Origin of the sequence: Baaleninema sp. (assembly GCF_049974805.1) — a bacterium.
In the GTDB taxonomy this organism is placed as follows: domain Bacteria; phylum Cyanobacteriota; class Cyanobacteriia; order Cyanobacteriales; family Geitlerinemataceae; genus Baaleninema.
Genome location: NZ_JBNGCO010000006.1, coordinates 60,408 through 82,103, shown reverse-complemented (window position 1 = coordinate 82,103; position 21,696 = coordinate 60,408). Strand labels below are relative to the sequence as shown.

General features: G+C 53.3%; 20 protein-coding genes. 11 read left to right on the top strand and 9 right to left on the bottom strand.

Annotation, left to right across the window (positions count from 1 at the left end):
* Positions 1–52: 52 nt before the first annotated feature.
* Positions 53–286 carry a DUF6737 family protein gene (locus ACP5D4_RS02650; RefSeq protein ID WP_428010068.1) on the bottom strand — a complete coding sequence of 78 codons (234 nt, stop codon included), beginning with the start codon at positions 284–286 and terminating at the stop codon, positions 53–55.
* A 312-nt stretch (positions 287–598) separates the two neighbouring features.
* Here ACP5D4_RS02650 and ACP5D4_RS02645 point away from each other — a divergent pair, with 312 nt between their 5' ends.
* The gene (locus ACP5D4_RS02645; protein ID WP_428010067.1) at positions 599–1,042 is read left to right on the top strand and encodes an Hsp20/alpha crystallin family protein; all 444 of its coding nucleotides are present in this window, start codon (positions 599–601) and stop codon (positions 1,040–1,042) included.
* Between the two features lie 134 nt (positions 1,043–1,176).
* On the opposite strand, the gene ACP5D4_RS02640 is transcribed toward ACP5D4_RS02645, so the two are convergent.
* A complete protein-coding gene (locus tag ACP5D4_RS02640) occupies positions 1,177–1,557 on the bottom strand; it encodes a DUF4058 family protein (protein ID WP_428010066.1) in 381 nt (126 codons plus the stop codon).
* 158 nt (positions 1,558–1,715) lie between these two features.
* On the opposite strand from ACP5D4_RS02640, the gene ACP5D4_RS02635 reads away from it, so the two are divergent.
* Positions 1,716–4,313: a TIGR03960 family B12-binding radical SAM protein gene (locus ACP5D4_RS02635; RefSeq protein ID WP_428010065.1), complete on the top strand. Its 2,598-nt coding sequence runs from the start codon at positions 1,716–1,718 to the stop codon at positions 4,311–4,313.
* 387 nt (positions 4,314–4,700) lie between these two features.
* Here ACP5D4_RS02635 and ACP5D4_RS02630 read toward each other — a convergent pair whose 3' ends face one another.
* Together ACP5D4_RS02630 and ACP5D4_RS02625 are read right to left on the bottom strand one after the other, a co-directional pair.
* Positions 4,701–4,850: a hypothetical protein gene (locus ACP5D4_RS02630; RefSeq protein ID WP_428010064.1), complete on the bottom strand. Its 150-nt coding sequence runs from the start codon at positions 4,848–4,850 to the stop codon at positions 4,701–4,703.
* Positions 4,851–4,971: 121 nt separating this feature from the next.
* Positions 4,972–5,145, bottom strand: coding sequence for a hypothetical protein (locus ACP5D4_RS02625; protein WP_428010063.1), 174 nt, complete (start codon positions 5,143–5,145; stop codon positions 4,972–4,974).
* Between the two features lie 48 nt (positions 5,146–5,193).
* Between ACP5D4_RS02625 and ACP5D4_RS02620 the strand changes: the two genes are divergently transcribed.
* On the top strand, positions 5,194–7,290 hold the full coding sequence (locus tag ACP5D4_RS02620; protein WP_428010062.1) for an Rne/Rng family ribonuclease: 2,097 nt from the start codon (positions 5,194–5,196) through the stop codon (positions 7,288–7,290).
* Between the two features lie 86 nt (positions 7,291–7,376).
* Here ACP5D4_RS02620 and larE read toward each other — a convergent pair whose 3' ends face one another.
* Positions 7,377–8,198: an ATP-dependent sacrificial sulfur transferase LarE gene (larE, locus tag ACP5D4_RS02615; protein WP_428010061.1), complete on the bottom strand. Its 822-nt coding sequence runs from the start codon at positions 8,196–8,198 to the stop codon at positions 7,377–7,379.
* A gap of 172 nt (positions 8,199–8,370) precedes the next feature.
* Here larE and ACP5D4_RS02610 point away from each other — a divergent pair, with 172 nt between their 5' ends.
* From ACP5D4_RS02610 to ACP5D4_RS02600, 3 genes are all read left to right on the top strand, one after another.
* Positions 8,371–8,559: a hypothetical protein gene (locus ACP5D4_RS02610; protein ID WP_428010060.1), complete on the top strand. Its 189-nt coding sequence runs from the start codon at positions 8,371–8,373 to the stop codon at positions 8,557–8,559.
* Between the two features lie 51 nt (positions 8,560–8,610).
* A complete protein-coding gene (locus ACP5D4_RS02605; protein ID WP_428010059.1) occupies positions 8,611–9,768 on the top strand; it encodes an AI-2E family transporter in 1,158 nt (385 codons plus the stop codon).
* A gap of 197 nt (positions 9,769–9,965) precedes the next feature.
* Complete coding sequence (locus tag ACP5D4_RS02600) at positions 9,966–11,174, top strand: homocysteine biosynthesis protein (protein WP_428010058.1); 1,209 nt, start codon at positions 9,966–9,968, stop codon at positions 11,172–11,174.
* Positions 11,175–11,231: 57 nt separating this feature from the next.
* Here ACP5D4_RS02600 and thrC read toward each other — a convergent pair whose 3' ends face one another.
* Positions 11,232–12,335, bottom strand: a complete 1,104-nt coding sequence (gene thrC, locus ACP5D4_RS02595) for a threonine synthase (RefSeq protein ID WP_428010070.1) — start codon at positions 12,333–12,335, stop codon at positions 11,232–11,234.
* A gap of 253 nt (positions 12,336–12,588) precedes the next feature.
* Between thrC and ACP5D4_RS02590 the strand changes: the two genes are divergently transcribed.
* Positions 12,589–12,771: a hypothetical protein gene (locus ACP5D4_RS02590; RefSeq protein ID WP_428010057.1), complete on the top strand. Its 183-nt coding sequence runs from the start codon at positions 12,589–12,591 to the stop codon at positions 12,769–12,771.
* A 170-nt stretch (positions 12,772–12,941) separates the two neighbouring features.
* Here the strand turns inward: ACP5D4_RS02590 and ACP5D4_RS02585 are convergent, their stop codons facing one another.
* Positions 12,942–14,063, bottom strand: coding sequence for a DegT/DnrJ/EryC1/StrS family aminotransferase (locus ACP5D4_RS02585; RefSeq protein ID WP_428010056.1), 1,122 nt, complete (start codon positions 14,061–14,063; stop codon positions 12,942–12,944).
* A 190-nt stretch (positions 14,064–14,253) separates the two neighbouring features.
* Between ACP5D4_RS02585 and ACP5D4_RS02580 the strand changes: the two genes are divergently transcribed.
* The 4 genes from ACP5D4_RS02580 (at position 14,254) to ACP5D4_RS02565 (ending at position 18,576) form a co-directional block, all read left to right on the top strand.
* Entirely contained in the window at positions 14,254–15,435 is a 1,182-nt protein-coding gene (locus ACP5D4_RS02580) for a glycosyltransferase (protein WP_428010055.1), read from the top strand.
* Between the two features lie 83 nt (positions 15,436–15,518).
* On the top strand, positions 15,519–16,256 hold the full coding sequence (locus tag ACP5D4_RS02575) for a sugar transferase (RefSeq protein WP_428010054.1): 738 nt from the start codon (positions 15,519–15,521) through the stop codon (positions 16,254–16,256).
* 165 nt (positions 16,257–16,421) lie between these two features.
* Positions 16,422–17,498, top strand: a complete 1,077-nt coding sequence (gene gmd / locus ACP5D4_RS02570) for a GDP-mannose 4,6-dehydratase (RefSeq protein ID WP_428010053.1) — start codon at positions 16,422–16,424, stop codon at positions 17,496–17,498.
* A gap of 124 nt (positions 17,499–17,622) precedes the next feature.
* A complete protein-coding gene (locus ACP5D4_RS02565) occupies positions 17,623–18,576 on the top strand; it encodes a GDP-L-fucose synthase family protein (protein WP_428010052.1) in 954 nt (317 codons plus the stop codon).
* A gap of 111 nt (positions 18,577–18,687) precedes the next feature.
* Here the strand turns inward: ACP5D4_RS02565 and shc are convergent, their stop codons facing one another.
* Positions 18,688–20,637, bottom strand: coding sequence for a squalene--hopene cyclase (gene shc / locus ACP5D4_RS02560; protein ID WP_428010051.1), 1,950 nt, complete (start codon positions 20,635–20,637; stop codon positions 18,688–18,690).
* Positions 20,638–20,948: 311 nt separating this feature from the next.
* Positions 20,949–21,686 (bottom strand): aspartyl/asparaginyl beta-hydroxylase domain-containing protein, encoded by a 738-nt coding sequence (locus tag ACP5D4_RS02555; RefSeq protein WP_428010050.1) that lies wholly within the window; start codon positions 21,684–21,686, stop codon positions 20,949–20,951.
* Positions 21,687–21,696: the final 10 nt, after the last annotated feature.

Below are 21,696 nucleotides of genomic sequence, written 5' to 3'. Positions count from 1 at the left end.
CCGCAACATCTCTCACCCCGCCCTGGAAGGACGGGGCTTGTCGGTGTTCCGGTCACTCATCAGATTCCTCCCTCAAACCGCCGTATTTTGCCACGAGGCGGGGAAATAGCAGCAAAAAATAGGCCATCCAAACCAAAATCGGCACGGCGACCAGTCCCGTCAGCCAAAATCGGTGAAACATAAGCCAACTTCCGGCAATTATGGCAATTCCCGTCAGCAGAATCGACCAAGGCTGACACCACCAAGGCTTGTATTTCCAAATGTTGAAGTCGTTGGCGTCGGACATCGGATAGTTAATTCAGGGTTTTTGTCAAGTTTTTGTTAAAAATATTTATATAACAGAGAGAGATGTATGGCGATCGCCTCTGAATTGTAACAGAATTATAAACTTTACGAAACCGAGAAGATCGATCGATTCGGGAAACCGCTAAATGAGTTCGGTTTTGCGAACGACTCTTCAAATTTTAGGCGTAAATTCCTGTGTAGAAAACCCGAAAAATAAGGTCGCTAAACCCTATTTGCGATCGACCGTATTTTCTCTACCATTAAAAGTGAAGAAACGAGCGAGCAAACCCAGAAAAAAGGAGGGTCAAACGCTATGACACTGGTTCGTTGGAATCCCACGCGCGACATCGACAGCTTACATCGCGAAATGAACCGCTTGTTCGACGCCTTAAATCCGACGCGGTTCGCCTCAGAACTCGAACTCAATTTCGGACCGCCTGCGGAACTTCACGAAACTGACGAGGCGGTGATTCTGAAACTGGAAGTTCCGGGAATGAATCCAGAAGACCTCGATATCGACGTAACGCGAGATGCGGTTTCGATTCGCGGCGAACGCAAACAAGAATCAGAAACCGAAGAAAACGGTACGATTCGCAGTGAATTTCGTTACGGTCAGTTCAGCCGCGTCATTTCGCTGCCAACTCACGTAGACAACAGCCAAGTCGAAGCACAATATCGCGATGGCTTGTTGACGTTAACCTTGCCGAAGGTGGAAGAAGAAAAACACAAATCCGTTAAAGTGAAAGTCGAACGATAATGTGGGTGCATCTCACTTTTGCAAAAACATCAGTTTGGGGTGGCAAAATTCCCGATTAGCACTTCCGGTATAAGATCCCCGGCATCTTGGAGATGCCGGGGATCTGGAAATTGAGTGCGCCCAATTCGATGAATTTACATAATTGAGATGCACCCGATCGCGGTCACGACTTCTTTCGTCACCGCATCCCGCACTTCCAAGTAACTTTCGCGAACTTCTTCAGACATCGGTAACTGCACCGATTGGGGTTTAACCGGTGACGAGACTACTGCCACATTAGATGCGATCGCCGTAGGAGACGAATTGCTTTTTTGAACGCTCACATCAGGGCGTCCGACAAGCAGCGATTCAACCGAATTGATTTCGTAAATTCGTTTGTCTGTTACCGCCCGATATTTCGGTGCAATTTGTAGCGTTAACGCTTCAGCAAGGGTCACAATGAAGCGATTGTGGAAATCTGACCAAAAATCGGGATGTTCTAAATAAGGATTCATCCCCGGAAACGGTGATGGCATGGCCGAACCTCCTTGTCACGGTAGTTCTATCCTAACAACGGCGCTCCAACTCCCCCACGTAAATCAGTTATAGTAGAGAATCGGACGTTTATCAGATCTGTCGTAACAGACTCGATCGAGAGAGTCGATCGCGTGCAGACCACACAGGAGAAATTTTCATGGTAGCGGTTGCCGTAGACAAGCTACTAACCCCAGATATCTCGCGCCCAGCCCGCTATTTAGGAAACGAACTCGGGGCGGTTCGCAAACCCTGGAACGAAGCAGAGGTGCGTTGGGTGTTGACGTACCCCGAAGTGTACGAAGTCGGGGCGTCGAACCTCGGACATATCATCCTCTACAGCATTCTCAACGCCCAACCTCATCAACTCTGCGATCGAGCCTATCTCCCCGCCCCAGACTTGGCGAAAAAACTGCGGGACGAACAAATCCCCCTCTTCGCCGTCGAATCCCAGCGGGCGTTGACAGATTTCGACATTCTCGGCTTTAGCCTCAGCTACGAACTCGGGGCGACGAACATCCTCGAAATGCTCGACTTAGCCGGAATTCCCCTCACCTGGAAACAACGGATCGATCGCGGTATGGAAGACCCCCTGATTTTCGCCGGGGGACAAACCGCCACCTCCAACCCAGAACCCTACGCGGACTTTTTCGATTTCGTCGCCCTCGGAGACGGAGAAGAACTCCTTCCCGAAATCGGCTTCGTCATCGAAGAAGGGAAACGGGACGGACTCAGCCGCGAGGAACTGCTTCTCGACTTAGCCCAAGTTCCCGGCGTCTACGTTCCCATGTTCTACGACATGGCCGAAGACGGTTCCGTTCGTCCCAACCGTTCCGACGTTCCCGAACGGATTTTACGCCGGGTGGCGACCCCGATTCCCGCCTATTCCATCGGTTTAGTTCCGTTAGTCGAAACCGTTCACGATCGCCTCACCGTGGAAATCCGTCGCGGCTGTACCCGAGGCTGTCGCTTCTGTCAACCGGGAATGTTGACTCGTCCCGCCCGCGACGTAGACCCGAACCAAGTAGTCGATACCATCGAAAAAGGAATGCGGGCGACGGGATACAACGAATTTTCCCTATTGTCCCTAAGTTGTTCCGATTACCTATCCCTTCCGGCGGTGGGAATGGAAGTGAAAAACCGCCTAAAAAACGAAAATATCTCCCTGTCCCTCCCCAGCCAGCGGGTCGATCGCTTCGACGAAAACATCGCCAACATCATCGGCGGAACCCGCCAGTCCGGGTTAACTTTCGCCCCCGAAGCCGGAACCCAGCGATTGCGGGACATCATCAACAAAGGACTCACCAACGAAGAACTCTTGCGGGGCGTCAAAACCGCTTACGAGCAAGGTTGGGATAAAGTCAAACTGTACTTCATGATCGGGCTTCCCGGCGAAACCGACGCCGACGTACTGGGAATTGCCGAAACTGTGCGCTGGTTACAACAGGAATGTCGCGCCAAAGGTCGCAAACGCCTCAGCGTCAACTTGACCATTTCTAACTTTACGCCGAAACCCCATACCCCCTTCCAGTGGCATTCCGTGTCCACCGCAGAATTTTTACGCAAACAGGAAATGTTGCGCCAAGAATTCCGTCGGATGCGAGGCGTCAAAGCCAACTTTACCGACGTGCGGATTTCCGCCATGGAAGATTTCGTCGGACGGGGCGATCGCCGCTTGTCGTCCGTAGTGCGTCGCGCCTGGGAACTCGGGGCTGGAATGGATTCCTGGTGGGAAAGCCTCGATCGCGCCTTTCAAGCCTGGGAAGAAGCCATCGACGAATCCGGGTTGACTTGGAAATATCGCCAAGTCGAAAACGGCGAATGGAACGTCTTCAACAGCGATTCCGACACCGCCGTAGAAGACCGAAACGCCTTCGACGCCCCGCTTCCCTGGGATTACCTCAATACCGGAATCGACAAAAACTGGCTCAAACAGGACTTACAACGGGCTTTAGAAGCCGCCACCGTTCCCGATTGCGCCTACGAAGGCTGTTCCCACTGCGGCGTCTGCACCCCCGATTTCGGTCATAACATCGTCGTTCCCCCGCCGCCGATTCCCGAATTTGAAGGACATTTCAAACCCAACACCCAGCGGGTGCAGCGGATGCGCCTGTGGATGGGTAAACTGGGGTCGATGGCACTCATCGGACATTTAGACTTTGCCAAACTGCTCGATCGTGCCGCACGCCGGGCCGCCTTACCCATGTCCTTTACCGGGGGTTACCATCCCATGCCCCGCATTTCCCCCGCCAACGCCTTACAGTTAGGCGCAACCAGCAGCGGCGAAATCGTCGAATTCGACCTCACCGAAGACATGGACGTGGCGGACTTCCAAGCCAGACTGTCCGAACAGTTACCCGACGAAATTCCCATCTACCGCGTCGAAGCCGTTCCCGCCGACGGAAAAGCCGCCACCCGCGTCCTCGATCGCGCCGAATATTTCCTCACCGTCCGCTGTGGCGAAGGCGGTGGCGAGTGGCATCGCTGGGTCAAAGAAATCCTCGATCGAACCGAAATCTGGAGCGAACACACCACCAAATCCGGCAAAACCAAGAAAATCGACCTTCGCGAACGGCTATTCGAGTTAGAAATCGCCGAACTTCGCAGTTCCGAAGAAGCCGTGGTGCGCGTCGTGGGAAGCTGTCGCAACGACGGCACCCTCCTGCGTCCGAGTCAAGTCATCGAACTCCTCGAACGAGTCTCTGGCGTCGAACTCCAACTCGATGGCGTCCATCGCCAACGGTTGATTTTACGGTGATGGGATGATGGGATGATGAGGTGAGGAGATGATGGGATGATGGGATGATGGGATGATGAGATGAGGAGATGATGAGGTGATGTGAAATCTCCCCCTCTCCCCGGCTTCCCCTCTCCCCGGCTCCCTGGATAGAACTCAAATACATATTTGGTGTATTTTGTCAAGTCCCGTTCTCGAAAAGTTTTCTGCACTACTGAGGGTGATGAGGTGATGAGGTGAGGTGATGATGAGGACAAGGAAGAAACCGTTACCTGCTGACGGTTCACGGCTGACAATTCACGGCTGACGGCTCACTGTAAAACACGATCGACCGTCAAACATGGTAAAGTAAAGGATAAAGTACTTTCTTTGTACGAGATAGTTTAGGTTACTCGTGTGGGAGCCAACCTAGACGGTTGGGGTGCGCGATCGAATTCGCGTAAATTTCCATATCCTGCCCATGGGAAACGGGGGCGTTCCGAAGCGATCGAGACCCCGCGCTTCGGTGAGATCGGGCGATCGTTCAGAAATACCGAGAGCAAATCGAGATCGAGCCATCGGGGGTCGGCGTGAGAGGATACGGTAGCCCCCTCACCCACATCGGCAAACCTCCCCCCATCCCGCCTGTAGGAAATTTCAACTCGTCTTATTTCCCAGCCCGTTCGCTCCCCAATCCCGTCTATCGGCGTATTTGCGGGTGACAGGGAACGTTGGAGGTCGCCAGGAACCGCTGAGGGCGGAATTCCTTCTCGAAGAGAAAGAGAGTGACGTTCGCGCCCAGAATACCGCGATTGCGACGGTCGAAACCGATATCCCGACGCGACGACACCACCACAGCGAAGGAGGACTGCACCTCAACCGCAGGGCCTCCGGAACCTTAAAAAAGTTTTGAGGAAATTGAATGCCCAAGCAAATTATCATCGCCGAGCAGCATCGGATTGCTGCTGTATTTTCCGAAGATCAGATACAAGAACTCGTCGTTGCCACCGGAACCCACCAGGTTAGCGATATTTATCTCGGCGTGGTGGAAAACGTCATTCCCGGTATCGACGCAGCCTTTGTCAACATCGGAGACCCCGACCGAAACGGCTTTATGCACGTGACCGACCTCGGGCCCCTGCGCCTGAAACGGTCGGCCGGTGCCATCACCGAACTGCTCGTCCCGCAACAGAAAGTACTGGTGCAGGTGATGAAAGAGCCGACGGGGAACAAAGGTCCGCGTCTGACGGGAAACATCACCCTTCCGGGTCGGTATCTGGTCTTAATGCCCTTTGGTAAAGGCGTCCACCTGTCGCGGCGCATCGTTCGCGAAGCCGAGCGAAATCGACTCCGCGCCTTAGCCATTCTCGTCAAACCCTCCGGTATGGGGCTGTTGGTGCGAACCGAAGCGGAAAGCGTCGGTGAAGACGCCATCATGGAAGACCTGGAAATACTCCAGAAACAATGGGAGACGGTTCAGGAAGAATACAATTCCAACAAAGAACCGACCCTGCTCAACCGCGATGACGATTTCATTCAGCGCGTCTTGCGGGATATGTACAGTACGGACGTCAACCGCATCGTCGTCGATTCCCACACTGGCTTAAAACGGGTCAAACAACAACTGACCAACTGGAACGGTGGCAAGTTACCCCAGGGGGTCTTTCTCGACCACCATCGGGAATCGCAGCCGATTCTGGAATACTTCCGAGTCAACGCCGCCATTCGCGAAGCTCTCAAACCCCGCGTGGATTTGCCGTCGGGGGGTTACATTATTATCGAGCCGACGGAAGCTCTGACGGTTATCGACGTGAACTCGGGTTCGTTTACGCGATCGGCCACCTCTCGGGAAACGGTGCTGTGGACCAACTGCGAAGCGGCCACGGAAATCGCCCGCCAACTGCGACTGAGAAATATCGCCGGGGTGATTATCGTCGATTTTATCGACATGGACTCGCGGCGCGACCAGTTGCAAGTGTTAGAACATTTCACCAACGCCCTCAGCGCCGACAAAGCGAGACCTCAAATCGCTCAACTGTCGGAATTGGGGTTGATCGAACTGACGCGCAAACGTCAAGGACAGAATATTTACGAACTGTTCAGCCGTCCTTGTAGTGCCTGCGGCGGGTTGGGGCATATCGTCCAACTGCCGGGGGAAGAAGCGCCCCATCATATCGATACGGTGGCGACCCCAGTCCCGGCACCGACTCCGGCGGCGACGCCCCAACGCTCGAAAGGGCGTCCGACGAAGGCGGCAGAGAAATCTCTCGAGACGGTTCGAGAAGCGGTGGGAGACAGCGAGTTAGACCCGGCCGCCAGCGATACGCAAGAACTGGATTTAATCCATCATCCCAGCTATCAGGAACTCGGTGACGGGGGAACTCGCCGCCGCCGCCGCCGTCGATTCCCGGCGCCGGATACGAAGTCTTATAGCGAGACTTCTACGAAATCCGCGCCGTCGAAAGAGGAGTCTTCTTCTTCTTCTGGCAGTTCGCGACCGGAAGCCCCGGTTCTCGATGAGAGTCGCGATCGAGATACGGAGACGGAAACGGAAGACAAGGGAACCCGATCTCGATCGACTTCTCGGGACAGCAAACCCGAAGAACCGGCCGAAGTCGTCCTGGTGGAAATGACGCCGGAAGAGCAAGAAGTCTACGCACTGATGGGGATTTCGCCGTTAGTCAAGCTCGATCGCCCGGTCAAAAATCCCAAATCCGTGACGGTGGAAGTGGTCAAACCCGGAGAAACCTCCGAAACTGAGGTAGGCGAGTCCAACGACGGCAATTCCCACAACGGTAAATCTCACGCCGAGACAGCCTCGACTCAGGAAACGGACGAAAAAGACGAGTCTTCCGACGAGTCCTCCGACGAGTCCTCTAAGGAAGAGAACACGACTGACAAAGAGAGCGAAGCCGTCGATCGCAGCGACACGAAAGATACCTCGAAATCCACGAAGACGAAAACGCGCACGAGTCACACTCGCCGCCGCCGTCGTCGGTCTTCGGCCACCTCGGAATAAGCGAGTCTCGACCTCGAAACATTTCTGTTAGATCCTCCTGTAGCGGCGTTTTATGCAACGCCGCTACGTGGTTCAGGGATGCCCTCTCAAACGCCGACGGTGGTTTTTTCTAACACCCGGTTGAGTTTGCCGCTTTGATAGCCTTCTAAATCCAACGTTACGAAGAGAAAGCCCAATTTTTGTAACTCGGCGACGACTTCAGACAAATCCACCTCGGCCACGAAAGTTTTAATGAGATCGGGGGGAAGTTCGATGCGGGCGGTGTCGCCGTCGGAACGCACCCGCAGGTTTTGCCATCCCAGACGGCGCAAATAGATTTCAGCCCGTCCCACTCGTTGCAGCTTGGCGACGGTAATCTCTTCGCCGTAGGGAAAACGAGAGGAGAGACAGGGTTGAGAGGGTTTGTCCCACCAGGGTAAACCCAGGTGTTTCGAGAGTTCCCGCACTTCGGCTTTGGTTACGCCGACTTCCGCGAGGGGCGATCGCGCTCCCCGTTCTTTCGCCGCTTGGATACCGGGGCGGTAATCCTGTAAATCGTCGGCGTTGACGCCATCGACCACGTAGGGATAGCCCCGTTTTTTCGCCAGGGGTTTGAGGGTGTCGTGGAGTTCGCTTTTACAGAAATAGCAGCGATCGACGGGGTTGGAGGTGTAGTTGGGATTTTGCATTTCCTGGGTTTCCACCTCTTCATGGGAAATCCCGATGGCGGCGGCTTGTACTCGCGCGTCTTCTAAGTCTTCGGGAAGTAAGGAGGGGGAAACGGCGGTGATGGCTAAGGCGCGATCGCCGAGGACATCGTAGGCGATTTTTGCCACGAGGGTACTGTCGATACCGCCGGAATAGGCAATCAGCGCCCGTTCCAGGTCTTGAAATAAGTCGTAGAGTCGATCGAGTTTGTCTTGCAACATGATGGATTATGGATTCAACCAGATCGGTTCGTCTAATGGTGTTTTTATGTTGACGGATTTTTGGGACTCCGGACAACTCTCGTCGCGACAAACTGGGTCGTCCCCAGTCACTTAAGGAGACCCGAAAATAAGCTAGAGTGAGAAACGTTAACTGATTCGGGTTTCTTATCCTATGAACGAGAAAGCTGGAATTGTCGCGAAAGTCGTTCTCGCGTCCCTCGTGATTTCGTTGCTGATTAAATATGTCGGACCGCTGTTGCCGATTCCGGCCAACGACGCCATCGCTTTGGTTGCTATTTCCACGCCGGCGACAGTGATGGCGATCGTTATGGTGCGTCGATCGATCTTCCGGGCGTCATAGCCCTTTTGGGAAGTTCGTCCAATCGAGATCCTATCGAGGAGGAAGGCGACGGTGAGAACAGGTAATCTGCTGGCGTTAGTGGCACTGGTTTTATCTTTGGCCATCGTGTGGGAAATTCGCCAAATTTTGTTGATGGCCAGTGCGGCGCTCGTCATTGCCACCTCTTTAAATTTATTCGCCCGTTGGTTACAACAGTTCGGATTGCGTCGCCCTCTCGCCGTTGTCATGGCGATTGGCAGCACGGTGGCGTTACTGACGATTTTCTTTTTTGCCATCGTTCCGCCGTTTATCGACCAGTTCGAGCAGTTTGTCCAACTGTTCCCTAAGACCATCGATCGGTTAGAGGTTTGGCTCGAGGGTATTATCACTCGACTTCCCGGTGAGTTTTTTGACCCTTCAATTCTCAATCTAAACGACCTTCTTAATCAAATTCAACCGATTTTTAATAATTTTCTCGAAACCAGTTTTAACGTTTTTTCGGGAACGTTGGGCGTCATGCTGAACCTGGTTCTCGTCATCGTTTTAACGATTATGTTTTTGGCGAGTCCCCAATCCTATCGCAACGCTTTTATTTCGCTGTTTCCCGCCTTTTACCGCCGTCGCATCGACGAGGTACTCGATCGATGCGAGGAAGCCTTGAGCGGCTGGTTAGTGGGGGTGTTATTCAATATGGTCATCGTCGCCCTGATGAGCTGGTTGGGATTGTGGTTGATTTTACAAATTCCCCTCGCTCTGGCGCACGGTGTCTTAGCCGGATTGTTGACCTTCATTCCCAATATCGGCCCGGCGCTGAGCGTGATTCCCCCGATGGCAACGGCGGTTTTGGAAAATCCCTGGAAACCTATCGCCGTTTTAATTTTATATGTGGTTATTCAACAAATTGAAAGTAACTTTTTAACGCCCTATGTTATGGCGCGTCAAGTATCTTTATTGCCTGCCATAAATCTGGTTTCTCAAGTGGTTTTTGCCACGTTTTTCGGTTTTTTAGGACTGTTAATGGCATTACCGATTACGGTCGTCGCTCAAGTTGTTTTACAAGAATTGTTGATTAAAGATATTCTCAATCAGTGGCAGCAAGGGGGCGAATCGCTTCCGGTTCGGCGTCGTCGGTCTGCGGAACATCAAGAGGCAGACGATCGAGCGACAGATGAAGAGTCAGAGATCGATCGCCCATCTCCCGACAGTGCGGAAATCGAATCCAAATCCTAAGTTATTCAAATATTTATAAAAATATCTATCAAAATATTGGGAAAAATCGCCAATCCGATCGATAAATCCGTCAGAGTCCCGAAGGGAGCGAAGGTAAACAAACACTGCAAATCGTTTACAAATCGAATAAAACTGCTATAGATTGAGAACTGTCAATTGTCAATTCTCAATTGTCAATTCTCAATTCTCAATTTTTTATGTCGCAACGCTCGATCGCCGAAATCAACGAAAAAATCCTCAAGAAAAAAGCAGTCGTCTGTACGGCGGAAGAACTCAAAGCCAAAGTTGCCGAAATCGGCGTCGCGAAAACTGCCAAACAAGTCGATATCGTCACCACCGGCACCTTCGAGCCGATGGAATCGAGCGGCGCGATTCTCAACTTAGGTCATACCGACCCGCCGATTAAAATCCGTCGCTGCTGGCTCGACGGCGTTCCCGCCTATTCTGGATTCGGAGCGGTGGACTTGTACCTGGGAGCGACGCAAATCGCCGAAGTTCCCGAAACCGAAGAAGCGACACGAGAAACGCCCCTCAAGGAAATGCGCGGCGGCGGTCACGTCATCGAAGATTTAATCGCCGGAAAACCCATTCAACTGAGAGCGATCGGACAAATCACCGACTGCTACCCCCGCGCCTCCTTTGAAACCACCATTACCCGCGACAGCATCAACCAGTTTTACCTGTTCGACCCCCGCAACCTCTATCAAAACTTTATCGTGGGAGTCAACGGCGGCGATCGACCCCTGTTTACCTACCTCGGTCCGCTGCAACCCCGCTTGGGAAATGCTGTTTATTCCAATCCCGGCGCCCTCTCTCCCCTGTTCAACGACCCCGAACTTCAACTCATCGGTATCGGAACCCGGGTGTTTATGGGGGGCGGAATCGGTTACGTCGCTTGGGAAGGCACCCAACATTTCCCGCTGCAAAAGCGACTCCCCAACGACACCCCCATCGGACCGGCGGCCACGTTGGCGTTAATCGGCGATGCCAAACAGATGTCGGCGGAGTGGGTGCGAGGCTGTTATTTCCACAACTACGGCCCTTCGCTGATGTTGGGGGTCGGGGTTCCGCTTCCGGTTCTCGACGAGACAGTGGTGGAACGCTGTGCGGTGCGCGACGAGCAGTTAGTCGCCCCCGTGGTGGATTTTTCCATTCCTCGGCGGGTGCGTCCCACGTTCGGACTGGTCAGTTACGCCCAGTTGAAAGCGGGGAAAATCACCGTAGACGGGAAATCGGTACGGGTCGCCCCGTTAGCCAGTTTGTATCGATCGCGCCGCGTGGCGGAGGAATTGAAATCCTGGATCGAAGCGGGTAATTTCACCCTCACCGAAGCCGTCGCTCCCATTCCCAGCGATCGAACCTTCATCCCCCAAGACGTTTGGGGTTCCCAAATTTCCCTCGACTGACATCCTCGGTCGAGGTGCGATCGCCGCGATCGACTATCCACTCTCAAGTCTCAATTGCTAGAAGCCCATGACTTTCGCCACCGTTTCCAAATCCGGTTCGATGCCTTGACGCAACTGAGTTTCGCTGTGCTTAATTGCCGAATCGGGGTCTTTTAAACCGTTTCCGGTTAAAACGCAAACCACCTTCGCCCCGTTGGGAACGCGGTCTTTGCACTTCAACAATCCTGCCACCGAGGCCGCCGAGGCCGGTTCGCAGAACACCCCTTCGCGGCCTAACATCCGATAGGCGTGGAGAATTTCCTCGTCCGTGACGGCGTTGAACTCCCCTTGACTGGCTTCGCCCACTGCCAGGGCTTTGTCCCAGTTCGCCGGGTTGCCGATGCGAATGGCAGTCGCTACCGTGTCGGGGTGTTCGATGGGATGGCCGGCGATGATGGGGGCAGAGCCAGAGGCTTGGAATCCCATCATTTTCGGTAGTCGATCGCACTTTCCGAGTTGGTGATATTGATTGAATCCCATCCAATAGGCGGTGATGTTGCCCGCGTTCCCCACAGGAATGCACAACCAATCCGGGGCGTTGCCTAGGTCTTCCACCACTTCAAAGGCGGCGGTTTTCTGGCCTTCGAGGCGGTAAGGGTTGATGGAGTTGACCACCGTAACCGGATAGTGTTCCCCCATTGCCCGGACGATATCGAGGGCTTTGTCGAAATTGCCGCGAATCGCTAAGACTTCCGCCCCGTAAACTAACGCTTGCGCCAGTTTCCCTAAGGCCACGTATCCATCGGGAATAACGACGAACGCCCGCAATCCGCCCCGTTTGGCGTAAGCGGCAGCCGCGGCGGAGGTGTTCCCGGTACTGGCACAGATGACCGCTTTAGCGCCTTCCTCTTTAGCTTTGGTAATGGCCATGGTCATCCCCCGGTCTTTGAAGCTTCCGGTAGGATTCAAGCCGTCGTATTTGACGAAGACTTCGACCTTTTTCCCGATTTCTGCGGCGATGGAGGGAACGGGAATCAGCGGCGTATTGCCCTCGTACAGCGTCACGATGGGGGTCGAATCCGTAACCGGGAGGTAGGGACGATAGGCGTCGATCAGTCCCCGCCAGCCTCGCTTTTGGGGAACAGGGTCGTCTTGGCGCTCGTTGGTGGTGGGAAAGCTCAGCGTCACAGTAATTTTCGAGATATGGCGTTTATTCCTAGTGTATCAAATCCGTGGAAGTCTCGAAACACAACGGTTCGAGATTTATTGTCGAGATTTTTTTCAGGGGCGGATCGATCGCCGTTACCGCTCCCGAAGTTTCAGAAAAATTTTAGAAAAATTTCAGAAATTGCAACATTCGATGCAATCTTGTCGATCGATCGCAGTACAATATCTCGTTGGTGTGAGTAGGTAAGAATTCCTAAGCGGTTATAATATGACGACTTTATCTCGAACTCAGAAGGCTGGAAACGCTTCTACGATGTTACGTCCTCTGTCCGTTTACCAGGCCGACCATCAGGTGAAGTACCTGCATCTACAAGCGCAACTCGACACCCTCGAAATCCAGTTGCAGAAGTTCAAACAGCAGCAATCTCCGACTGTGGCATCTCGGAATTAGGGATGAGGGTACGATCGGGGTGATGGGATGATGTGAAACCTCCCCATCACCCAATCCCCCTTTGAAAGGGGGGTTGGGGGGGATTGAGGGACTTGTCAGGTTAAGCAAAACCAGTATTTGAAATTCGGATTCCGTATCACACCCGATTTTTCAAGTCACGCACCCTAATATCAATTATCGATCGCTTCTTTGAGATGGTAGGCGATCGCCTGTTGTTGGTCGGGGGTCAACTCGGGAAACATGGGTAACGACAACACCTCGCGACAGACCGTTTCGGCGGCGGGAAAACTCCCTTCGTCGTAGCCCAACTCCCGATAGACAGGTTGGCGGTGTAGGGGAACCGGATAGTACACCATCGTACTGACGCCGAGGCTTTGCAGAGAGTCGCGGATGCGATCGCGATCGAGCGATGCCCTCAGACGAATCGTATATTGATTCCAGACGCTCTCGCCGCCCTGGCCGGACTCCGAAGGTAAAACGACGTGGGGAACCGGCCGTAACAATTCCGCGTAACGACGGGCGATTTCTCGCCGCTGAGCGTTCCATTGGTCGAGATACCCCAGCTTGACCTGTAAAATCGCCGCCTGTATAGCGTCGAGACGGCTGTTAATGCCAATTTCTTCGTGAACGTAGCGGCGGGTGGCGCCATGTTCCTTCAACACCCGCAAACGACGGGCTAACTCGGGGTCGTTGGTGGTCATCGCCCCGCCGTCGCCAAAGCCCCCTAAATTTTTCGTGGGGAAAAAGCTAAAACAGCCGATTTGTCCGAAACTTCCCACTTGGCGACCGTTCCAAGTCGCGCCGGTGGCTTGGGCGCAGTCTTCGACGAGGGCGAGGTTTCGGGCTGCGGCGATTTCCGTCAAAGCGGACATATTCACCGGACGGCCGAACAGATGAACTGGGAGAATGGCTTTAGTGCGATCGCTCAAGGCCGCTTCGATGGCGTTGGGATTTAAATTAAACGTCTTGGGGTCGATATCGACAAATACAGGGGTCGCCCCCACCGCACTGATGACTTCGACGGTGGCGAAAAAGGAAAAGGGGGTGGTAATGACCTCGTCCCCTTCCCCGATATCGAGAGTTCGCAGTGCCAAATAGAGAGCGTCCGTACCAGAATTACAGGAAACACAGTAGTTCGTTCCTACGTAGTCGGCGAATCGTTCCTCGAACTGAGTCACACTGTCGCCGCCGATGTAACGACCCGAGGCCATCACCTTCAATACAGCGGTTTCCACTTCCGAGGCGAGGGTTCGATATTGTTGTCCTAGATCGATGGGAGGAATTGAAGTCACACACACACATCCAACGCAAATCCGTTAGCAACTCTAGAATAATCGCAATTCCGACCTAACCCAACGATCGCAGGATACATCGAGCGATAGATAACGGGATACAAAAGCCCTCCGGGTTCGATCGACCCGACAGTGAAATAGGGTATCGTAACCTGATGTTGTGATGTGTGACGTTGGGCGCGGGCAAACGATGCCAGATTGGGAAACTGCAAAAATCGCACTGGTTCACGAGTGGTTGACCCCGGAAGCGACGGGCGGCTCGGAACTGGTGGTGCGAGAAATTTTACAGCAGGTCGCCGCCGATTTGTACGCCCTCATCGATTTCGAGTCGTCCAATCCCGACAGTTATCTCTACAAACGCGCCATCGGCACGACGTTTTTACAACATCTGCCGTTGGCCCGTCGCGGCGTTCAAAAATACTTACCCTTGTTACCTCTGGCCATCGAACAGTTGGATTTAGGGGAGTACGATATCGTACTTTCCTCGTCCCACGCCGTTGCCAAGGGGGTGCTGACGCGATCGAACCAAATGCACCTCTGTTACTGTCACACGCCCATGCGTTACGCCTGGGATTTAACGTTTGACTATTTACGGGGGTCGCGGATGGGGCGAGGGCTTCCCGGGGCTGTGACGCGGCTGTTACTGCATTATTTGCGACAGTGGGACGTCATTTCTGCCAACCGCGTCGATTACTTCGCGGCGAACTCCCAGCATACCGCTCGGCGAATTTGGCGGTGTTACCGACGACGAGCCGAGGTGATTTATCCCCCGGTGAACGTAGAACGATTTCCGTTCGTCGAACAGAAACAAGACTTCTACGTTATCGTCTCTCGACTCGTAAGTTACAAAAAAGTCGAGCCGATCGTGCGAGCCTTCAATGAGTTGGGGGAACCCTTAGTGGTCATTGGAACCGGTCCGCTGCTAGATCGCTTGCAATCCATTGCCAAACCGAACGTCAAAATTTTAGGCGCCCAACCGGACGAAGCGGTCGATCGCTATCTCTCGAACGCCAAAGCCTTCGTCTACGCCGCTTGCGAAGATTTCGGGATGGCGCCAGTGGAAGCCCAAGCCTGCGGTACTCCCGTCATCGCCTACGGTGCGGGGGGCGCCTTAGAAACCGTGCGCGACTTGCGAACCTGGGGAGAAAACGGAACCGGATTGTTCTTCGACGAACAAAGCGAAACCTCTCTCATCGAAGCCGTCAAAACCTTTGAAACGGTTCGATCGCAGTTTCATCCCGAAATTGCGCGATCGCATTCGGCTCAATTTGCCCCTACAATTTTCCAACAGCGTTATTTATCCTTCCTAGAACGCTGTTATCGTGACTTTCGCTCTGGTACGCCAGACGAAGTGAGTGTCCTGTCGTCATAACGATCGACTCCAGTGCGATCGAAGGCGATCGATATGGCTTTAATATCAGGACAGTGTGTGTGGTGTGAATCGAAAGGAGTAAGATGACTGCCAATAGCCAACTCATCTCCGGTAAAGGACTGTGGGCCTTTGTCAAGCGCGGCTTCAGTCCCCGTCTATCGGAGGCACTGGCGCGATTCCTCGCTATCGATCTCGACGAACCGAGCGGAGCCGTCAGCAAACGACTGTTCGATATTGCGTTTTCGAGTTTTGTTCTCATCTTCTTTTCCCCAGTTTACCTGTTACTATCGCTTCTGATTTTTATCAGTTCGCCCGGTCCGATTTTTTACGTTCAAAAGCGAGTTGGAAAAAATCGCAGAATCTTCGGATGTATCAAATTCCGAACGATGGTTCCTAACGCCGACGAGGTGCTAGAACAGATTATGGCAGCGTCTCCTCAACTTCGGGAAGAATTTGAAGACAACTTCAAGCTCAAAGACGACCCCCGAATTACCTGGATCGGTCGTTTTTTACGCTTTACCAGTCTCGATGAATTTCCGCAGTTTTGGAACGTCTTAAAAGGAGACATGAGCGTAGTCGGACCCCGTCCCTTGGTGGTCGAAGAACTCTCCAAATACGGACGCTATATCGATAAAGTGCTGACCATTCGCCCGGGCATTACGGGATTGTGGCAGGTATCCGGACGCAACGACATTCCCTATGAAAAACGGGTAAAAATCGATGTCTACTACGTCAATGCGGGCAATCTCTGGATGGATCTGTGGATTGCCATCAAAACCATTGGCGTCATCGTTTTTCCCAAAAACAACGGCGCCTACTAACGTCAGGAGTACCCGACGCACGACAGTCGCGACAGCGAACGGTTTGGCCAACTCGCCAATCGTCGCTAGATTTCGAGTGTGGACGATCGCGGCTCGAGGAGACTTTAATGGGTGACAAGTGACTTGGGTTCGACCTTGTCGTAAGCGAATGAGGATTCAGTAACTATGACCGAAGCGAAGCGCGCGCTAATTACGGGGATTACGGGTCAGGACGGCTCTTACCTGAGCGAACTGCTCTTAGAGAAAGGATATGAGGTTCACGGCATCATCCGCCGAACCTCAACGTTCAACACCGATCGCATCGATCACATCTACGTCGATCCCCACAGTGAAGACGCCCGGCTGTTTCTGCACTACGGCGATTTAACCGACGGAACCACCTTACGCCGTCTGCTCGAACAGGTACAACCCCACGAAATTTACAACCTCGGCGCCCAATCGCACGTGCGGGTTAGTTTCGACTCGCCGGAATATACCGTAGATACCGTGGCCATGGGGGCGTTGCGCTTGCTCGAAGCCATTCGCGACTACCAGCAGCGGACCGGAAACGAAGTGCGTTTCTATCAAGCCGGGTCGTCGGAAATGTTCGGCAAGGTTCAGGAAATTCCCCAAAAGGAAACGACCCCCTTCTATCCCCGCAGTCCCTACTCCTGCGCCAAAGTTTACGCCCACTGGCAAACCGTTAACTACCGAGAGTCTTACAACCTCTTCGCCTGTAACGGGATTCTGTTCAACCACGAATCGCCGCGACGGGGGGAAACCTTCGTCACGCGCAAAATCACCAGAGCGGTGGCGCGAATCGTGGGCGGAATGCAGAAAAAACTGTTTTTGGGCAACCTTGACTCTAAACGGGACTGGGGCTATGCCAAAGACTACGTGCGGGCGATGTGGCTGATGCTGCAACAGGACGAACCGGACGATTACGTCATCGCCACCAACGAAACCCACTCGATTCGCGAATTTCTGGATTTGGCGTTTACCTACGTGGGCTTAGACTGGCAAGATTTCGTTGAGTTCGACCCCCGCTATCTGCGTCCGGCTGAGGTGGACTTGCTCATCGGCGACCCCAGTAAAGCGAAGAAACAGCTCGGTTGGGAACCGTCGGTGACGTTCGAGGAGTTGGTTCATTTAATGGTAGACGCAGATTTGGCGGCGTTAGGGTTGCCGTCTCCGGACAAAGACGGTGGAGCGCCGGACGATCGCGCGTTCATTCGCCAAGAGGCCGTGAATACTGTCGATTAGGTGGCTCTCGATCGAGAATTGGGAGAGAGTTGCCGTTCTCTCAATTCTCCCTTTCGGGCAACGTTCTGTACGATGCTCTTTCTCTTCTCGATAACTCGATTCTCGATAACAGCGAGGCACTCTCATGGCTGGTTTAGCGTTAGCGGACAAACGAATTGTAGTAACGGGAGGCGCGGGATTCCTGGGTCGCCAAGTAGTCGCCCAGCTTGTCGAAGCCGGCGCCAATCCCGATAAAATCACCGTTCCGCGATCGAAAGATTGCGACCTCCGCCAGCTCTCGGACTGTCAGCGAGCGGCGGAAAACCAGGATATTATCGTTCACTTAGCGGCTCACGTGGGCGGAATCGGTCTCAATCGCGAGAAACCCGCCGAGTTGTTTTACGACAACTTAATGATGGGGGCGCAACTGATTCACGCGGCTTACGAGGCAGGTGTCGAGAAGTTTACCTGCGTCGGTACCATCTGCGCCTATCCCAAGTTTACGCCCGTACCGTTTAAGGAAGACGACCTTTGGAACGGCTATCCGGAGGAGACGAACGCCCCTTACGGCGTTGCGAAAAAAGCCTTACTGGTGCAGTTACAAGCCTATCGACAACAGTACGGCTTTAACGGTATTTACCTGCTTCCGGTAAACCTCTACGGGCCTGAAGATAACTTCAACCCTCAGAGTTCTCACGTGATTCCGGCGTTGATTCGTAAAGTTCACGAAGCGCAGCAGAAAGGCGAGAAAACGATTCCTGTGTGGGGCGACGGTTCGCCGACGCGGGAATTTTTGTATTCGACGGATGCGGCGCGAGGTATCGTCATGGCGACGCAATGCTATAACGATCCCGATCCTGTGAACTTGGGAACTCATAGCGAAATTTCGATTCGCGACCTCATCGAGTTAATTTGTAAGTTGATGGAGTTTGACGGCGAAATTGCTTGGCAACGAGATAAACCCAACGGACAGCCTCGCCGCTGTTTGGATACCCAACGGGCGAAGGAACGGTTTGGCTTTGAAGCGCAAGTGAGTTTTGAGGAAGGGTTGAAAAATACCATTGATTGGTATCGCGCCAACGCCGATAAAATCGATTGAGATTTGGGTTGGGCGAAAGCCAAATCTGGGCGAAATCTCTGGATTCAGGCGAGATCCCCGGCATCTCCAAGATGCCGGGGATCTTTGGAATATCTTGGGAAATCGGAGATTTTAACGTTCGGCGAAGGCTTTGCGATAGCGTCCTAACGCCAACAGGGGGAAGTACAACTGATAGTAGTGGTACTTGAGATAGAAGTGGCTGGGAAATCCGGTTCCGGTGAAATAGGCTTCAAACCAGGAACCGTCGGGGTTTTGGGTTTCGAGGAGATAGTGAATTCCGCGATCGATCGCCTCCCGTTTCCAAGCACCCGTCGCCTCTCCTGCGGCTAATAAACCAATCAACGCCCAAGCGGTTTGAGAGGCGGTACTGTCCCCTTGTCCTTTCAACGCGGGATCGTCGTAACTGCGACAGGTTTCGCCCCAACCGCCATCGTCGTTTTGGACGCTAATCAGCCAGGAGGCGCCACGATCGATCGCCTCGCGATGGGTTTCCGGGGCGACTAACGCCAACGCCGACAGCGCACCGCTGGTTCCGTAAATATAGTTGACGCCCCAACGCCCAAACCAGGAACCGTCGGCTTCTTGTTCGCGAAGGAGGTAACTCAACGCCTGTTGGAACCGCTGGCGATGCTGCTTTAAGGGGCTGTCGTAGGTGTGCGATTCCAGTTCGCCCGCCATTTCCAAAACTCGCGAGGTAACGTCTGCTGTGGGGGGATCGATCGTGGCTTTCAAATCGCTGTAAGGTAAGGCGTTCAGCCAGTCTTTATCGTTATCCACATCGAACGCCGCCCAACCGCCATCGCGACATTGCATCGACATCATCCAACGCACGCAGCGATCGATCGCCGCCTGTTTCCCCTTCTCGTCGGGGAGTTTGGCTTGGTTCAGCGTCATCACCACCACCGCCGAATCGTCGAGATCGGGATAAAAGCGGTTGTCGAACTCGAACGCCCAACCGCCCGGTTCGCCGTCTTTGTTTTTCACCGCCCAGTCGCCGTAATCGAGGATTTGCTCGTTGAGTAACCACTGCGACGCCTTCACCACCCGTTCGTCGTCGGGGGCGATTCCCGATTCGATTAAGGCGCGAACCACCCAGGCGGTATCCCACACGGGAGAGACGCAGGGCTGCACCCAGTAGGTGGCTTCGGTTTCCACGCCGAAACGCTCGATCGCCTGAAATCCCCGTTCGACGACGGGATCGGCGACATCATACTCTAAGCAGCGCAACGCCAGCATGGAATTGAGCATCGCTGGAATAATTCCGCCCCAGTCTCCGGTGGGTTCTTGACGTTCCAACACCCACTGTTCGGCGGCTTTCAAGCCTTCTTCGCGGAAGGGAACGAGGTTTAACTGTTCGGCGAATTTAAAGCCGTTGTCGAGTTCGACGAACCAATCTCCCCAATCGCCGGTTTTGGGAAGATCGTATTTGACGTTTTCGACGCCTTCGCTGAAGAGTTCGTTTAAGTCGAACTGGGGTTCGACGGGGAAAACGGGCTTTTTGTCGAAAACGATAATCAGGGGAACGGTACTTCCTCGCGCCCAACTGGACATGTCGTAAATGCTAAAGGGGGCGTCGCCGGGAAGCAGCATAATCCAGGGGGGAATGGAGGGAAGTCCCCGCCAGTCGTAGCATCCGATGAGGGCGAGGTGCAGTTTGGTGAAGATGCGGGTTTTGCTGATTCCGCCGCGATCGCGGATGAATTTTCGGGCGTTGACGAGGGCTTCGTCGTTTCGATCGACACCCAACAACCGCAACGCCATGTACGCTTCGACGGAGGTACTGAGTTCGCCGCCGTCGCCGTAGTAGAGTTCCCATCCGCCGTGTTCTCGCTGTTCTCGACGCAGGAAGGCTTCGGCTTTGTCGAGGGGGATGCGGTGGGTGGTGTTCCAGATTTTGTGGAGTAGGATGACTTCGGCGAGCATGGTGACGTTGGATTCGAGATCTGCCCACCAGTAGCCGTTGGGATGTTGTTGGTTGAAGAAGTAGTTTTGGATGTTTTGGATGCCTGCGATGAGGCGTTCTGGGGTGATTTGGAGGGCTGAGGTTTCGGTGTTTTGCATCAGCTTTTTTTGGGGATAGACTGTTGAATATTTTGCCGTATTTTTGGGAGGTTCACCACATATACACAGAGGACACAGAGGTTTTTTAGGGGTTTGTAGGTTGGGGGGAGCGCCCGGGAAACTCAAGAGCGGCTAATTTTGATTTTTTATCGGTGTTTTGAGCATTTTGTGGTATAATTGTTTGTTGTTATTTTGAGTGATTAACCACAGAGACACAGAGGACACAGAGGGGTTTTTGGTGTTGGGTGTTGGGGTAAGAAACCGGAATTTTTAAAATGCCGGGATTCATTTTTTTTGGGTTGTTTAATGTTCTATTTTTTGAGGGTGTTTGCCGCTTCAAAGCGGGTTTCCCAGGTTTGGTAATTGGCTTGGGCTTCGCGGGCGATCGAGGAGACAGAAAGAATTTGCGAAACGCTCCAATTGATGAGGGATAAGGGGAATTTTAAGGGGCGGGCGATGTCGAGAAATAAGACGACGCGATAGCCGTCGGTACGGTTCCAGGCGGAATGGGGAAAGGTATCGTCGAATATGAGACTTTTTCCTTCTTGCCAATGGGCGACTTCTCCGTTGACTTGAATGCCGCATCGATCGCTCGGTTCGGGAACGCGAAGTCCGAGATGGTAGCGGATTAAACCTTTGTGTTTGCCGCGATGTTCGGGGATTTCTTTGCCCGGGGCGAGGATGGAGAAAAAGGCGACTTTTAAGCCGGGAATGTCTTTGATTAAATTCCAGGTTTGCGGGCAGCGATCGCAGTTATTTTGGGCTATGAAATTAAAGGCACAAAAGTAATAGGTTTTCCAGCCGTCGTCTTGGCTAATGCGTTGTTGGCGCGGCATAATATCTTGGAAGTTGGGCAGTTCGCCGACGCGATCGAGGATTTGGTCGAGTTCTTCTCGAATGAGATGCCAGTTGGCTTCGAGTTTTTTTGACCAGGGAAATTGTTCGGTTGTGAAAAATACGGAATCACCCACGAGGGAATATTTTGGGACTAAATTTTCGAGTTGACGAACGGGGGGCGTGTTGACGATAGTTTTAACCCAATCTTTCACGATAGACTCT

Excerpts from the sequence above, each read along its gene's own strand:
- ACP5D4_RS02650 (WP_428010068.1), bottom strand. The coding sequence starts at position 286 with ATGTCCGACGCCAACGACTTCAACATTTGGAAATACAAGCCTTGGTGG.
- ACP5D4_RS02645 (WP_428010067.1), top strand. The coding sequence starts at position 599 with ATGACACTGGTTCGTTGGAATCCCACGCGCGACATCGACAGCTTACAT.
- ACP5D4_RS02640 (WP_428010066.1), bottom strand. The coding sequence starts at position 1,557 with ATGCCATCACCGTTTCCGGGGATGAATCCTTATTTAGAACATCCCGAT.
- ACP5D4_RS02635 (WP_428010065.1), top strand. The coding sequence starts at position 1,716 with ATGGTAGCGGTTGCCGTAGACAAGCTACTAACCCCAGATATCTCGCGC.
- ACP5D4_RS02630 (WP_428010064.1), bottom strand. The coding sequence starts at position 4,850 with ATGGCTCGATCTCGATTTGCTCTCGGTATTTCTGAACGATCGCCCGAT.
- ACP5D4_RS02620 (WP_428010062.1), top strand. The coding sequence starts at position 5,194 with ATGCCCAAGCAAATTATCATCGCCGAGCAGCATCGGATTGCTGCTGTA.
- larE (WP_428010061.1), bottom strand. The coding sequence starts at position 8,198 with ATGTTGCAAGACAAACTCGATCGACTCTACGACTTATTTCAAGACCTG.
- ACP5D4_RS02610 (WP_428010060.1), top strand. The coding sequence starts at position 8,371 with ATGAACGAGAAAGCTGGAATTGTCGCGAAAGTCGTTCTCGCGTCCCTC.
- ACP5D4_RS02600 (WP_428010058.1), top strand. The coding sequence starts at position 9,966 with ATGTCGCAACGCTCGATCGCCGAAATCAACGAAAAAATCCTCAAGAAA.
- ACP5D4_RS02590 (WP_428010057.1), top strand. The coding sequence starts at position 12,589 with ATGACGACTTTATCTCGAACTCAGAAGGCTGGAAACGCTTCTACGATG.
- ACP5D4_RS02580 (WP_428010055.1), top strand. The coding sequence starts at position 14,254 with ATGCCAGATTGGGAAACTGCAAAAATCGCACTGGTTCACGAGTGGTTG.
- ACP5D4_RS02575 (WP_428010054.1), top strand. The coding sequence starts at position 15,519 with ATGACTGCCAATAGCCAACTCATCTCCGGTAAAGGACTGTGGGCCTTT.
- gmd (WP_428010053.1), top strand. The coding sequence starts at position 16,422 with ATGACCGAAGCGAAGCGCGCGCTAATTACGGGGATTACGGGTCAGGAC.
- ACP5D4_RS02565 (WP_428010052.1), top strand. The coding sequence starts at position 17,623 with ATGGCTGGTTTAGCGTTAGCGGACAAACGAATTGTAGTAACGGGAGGC.
- shc (WP_428010051.1), bottom strand. The coding sequence starts at position 20,637 with ATGCAAAACACCGAAACCTCAGCCCTCCAAATCACCCCAGAACGCCTC.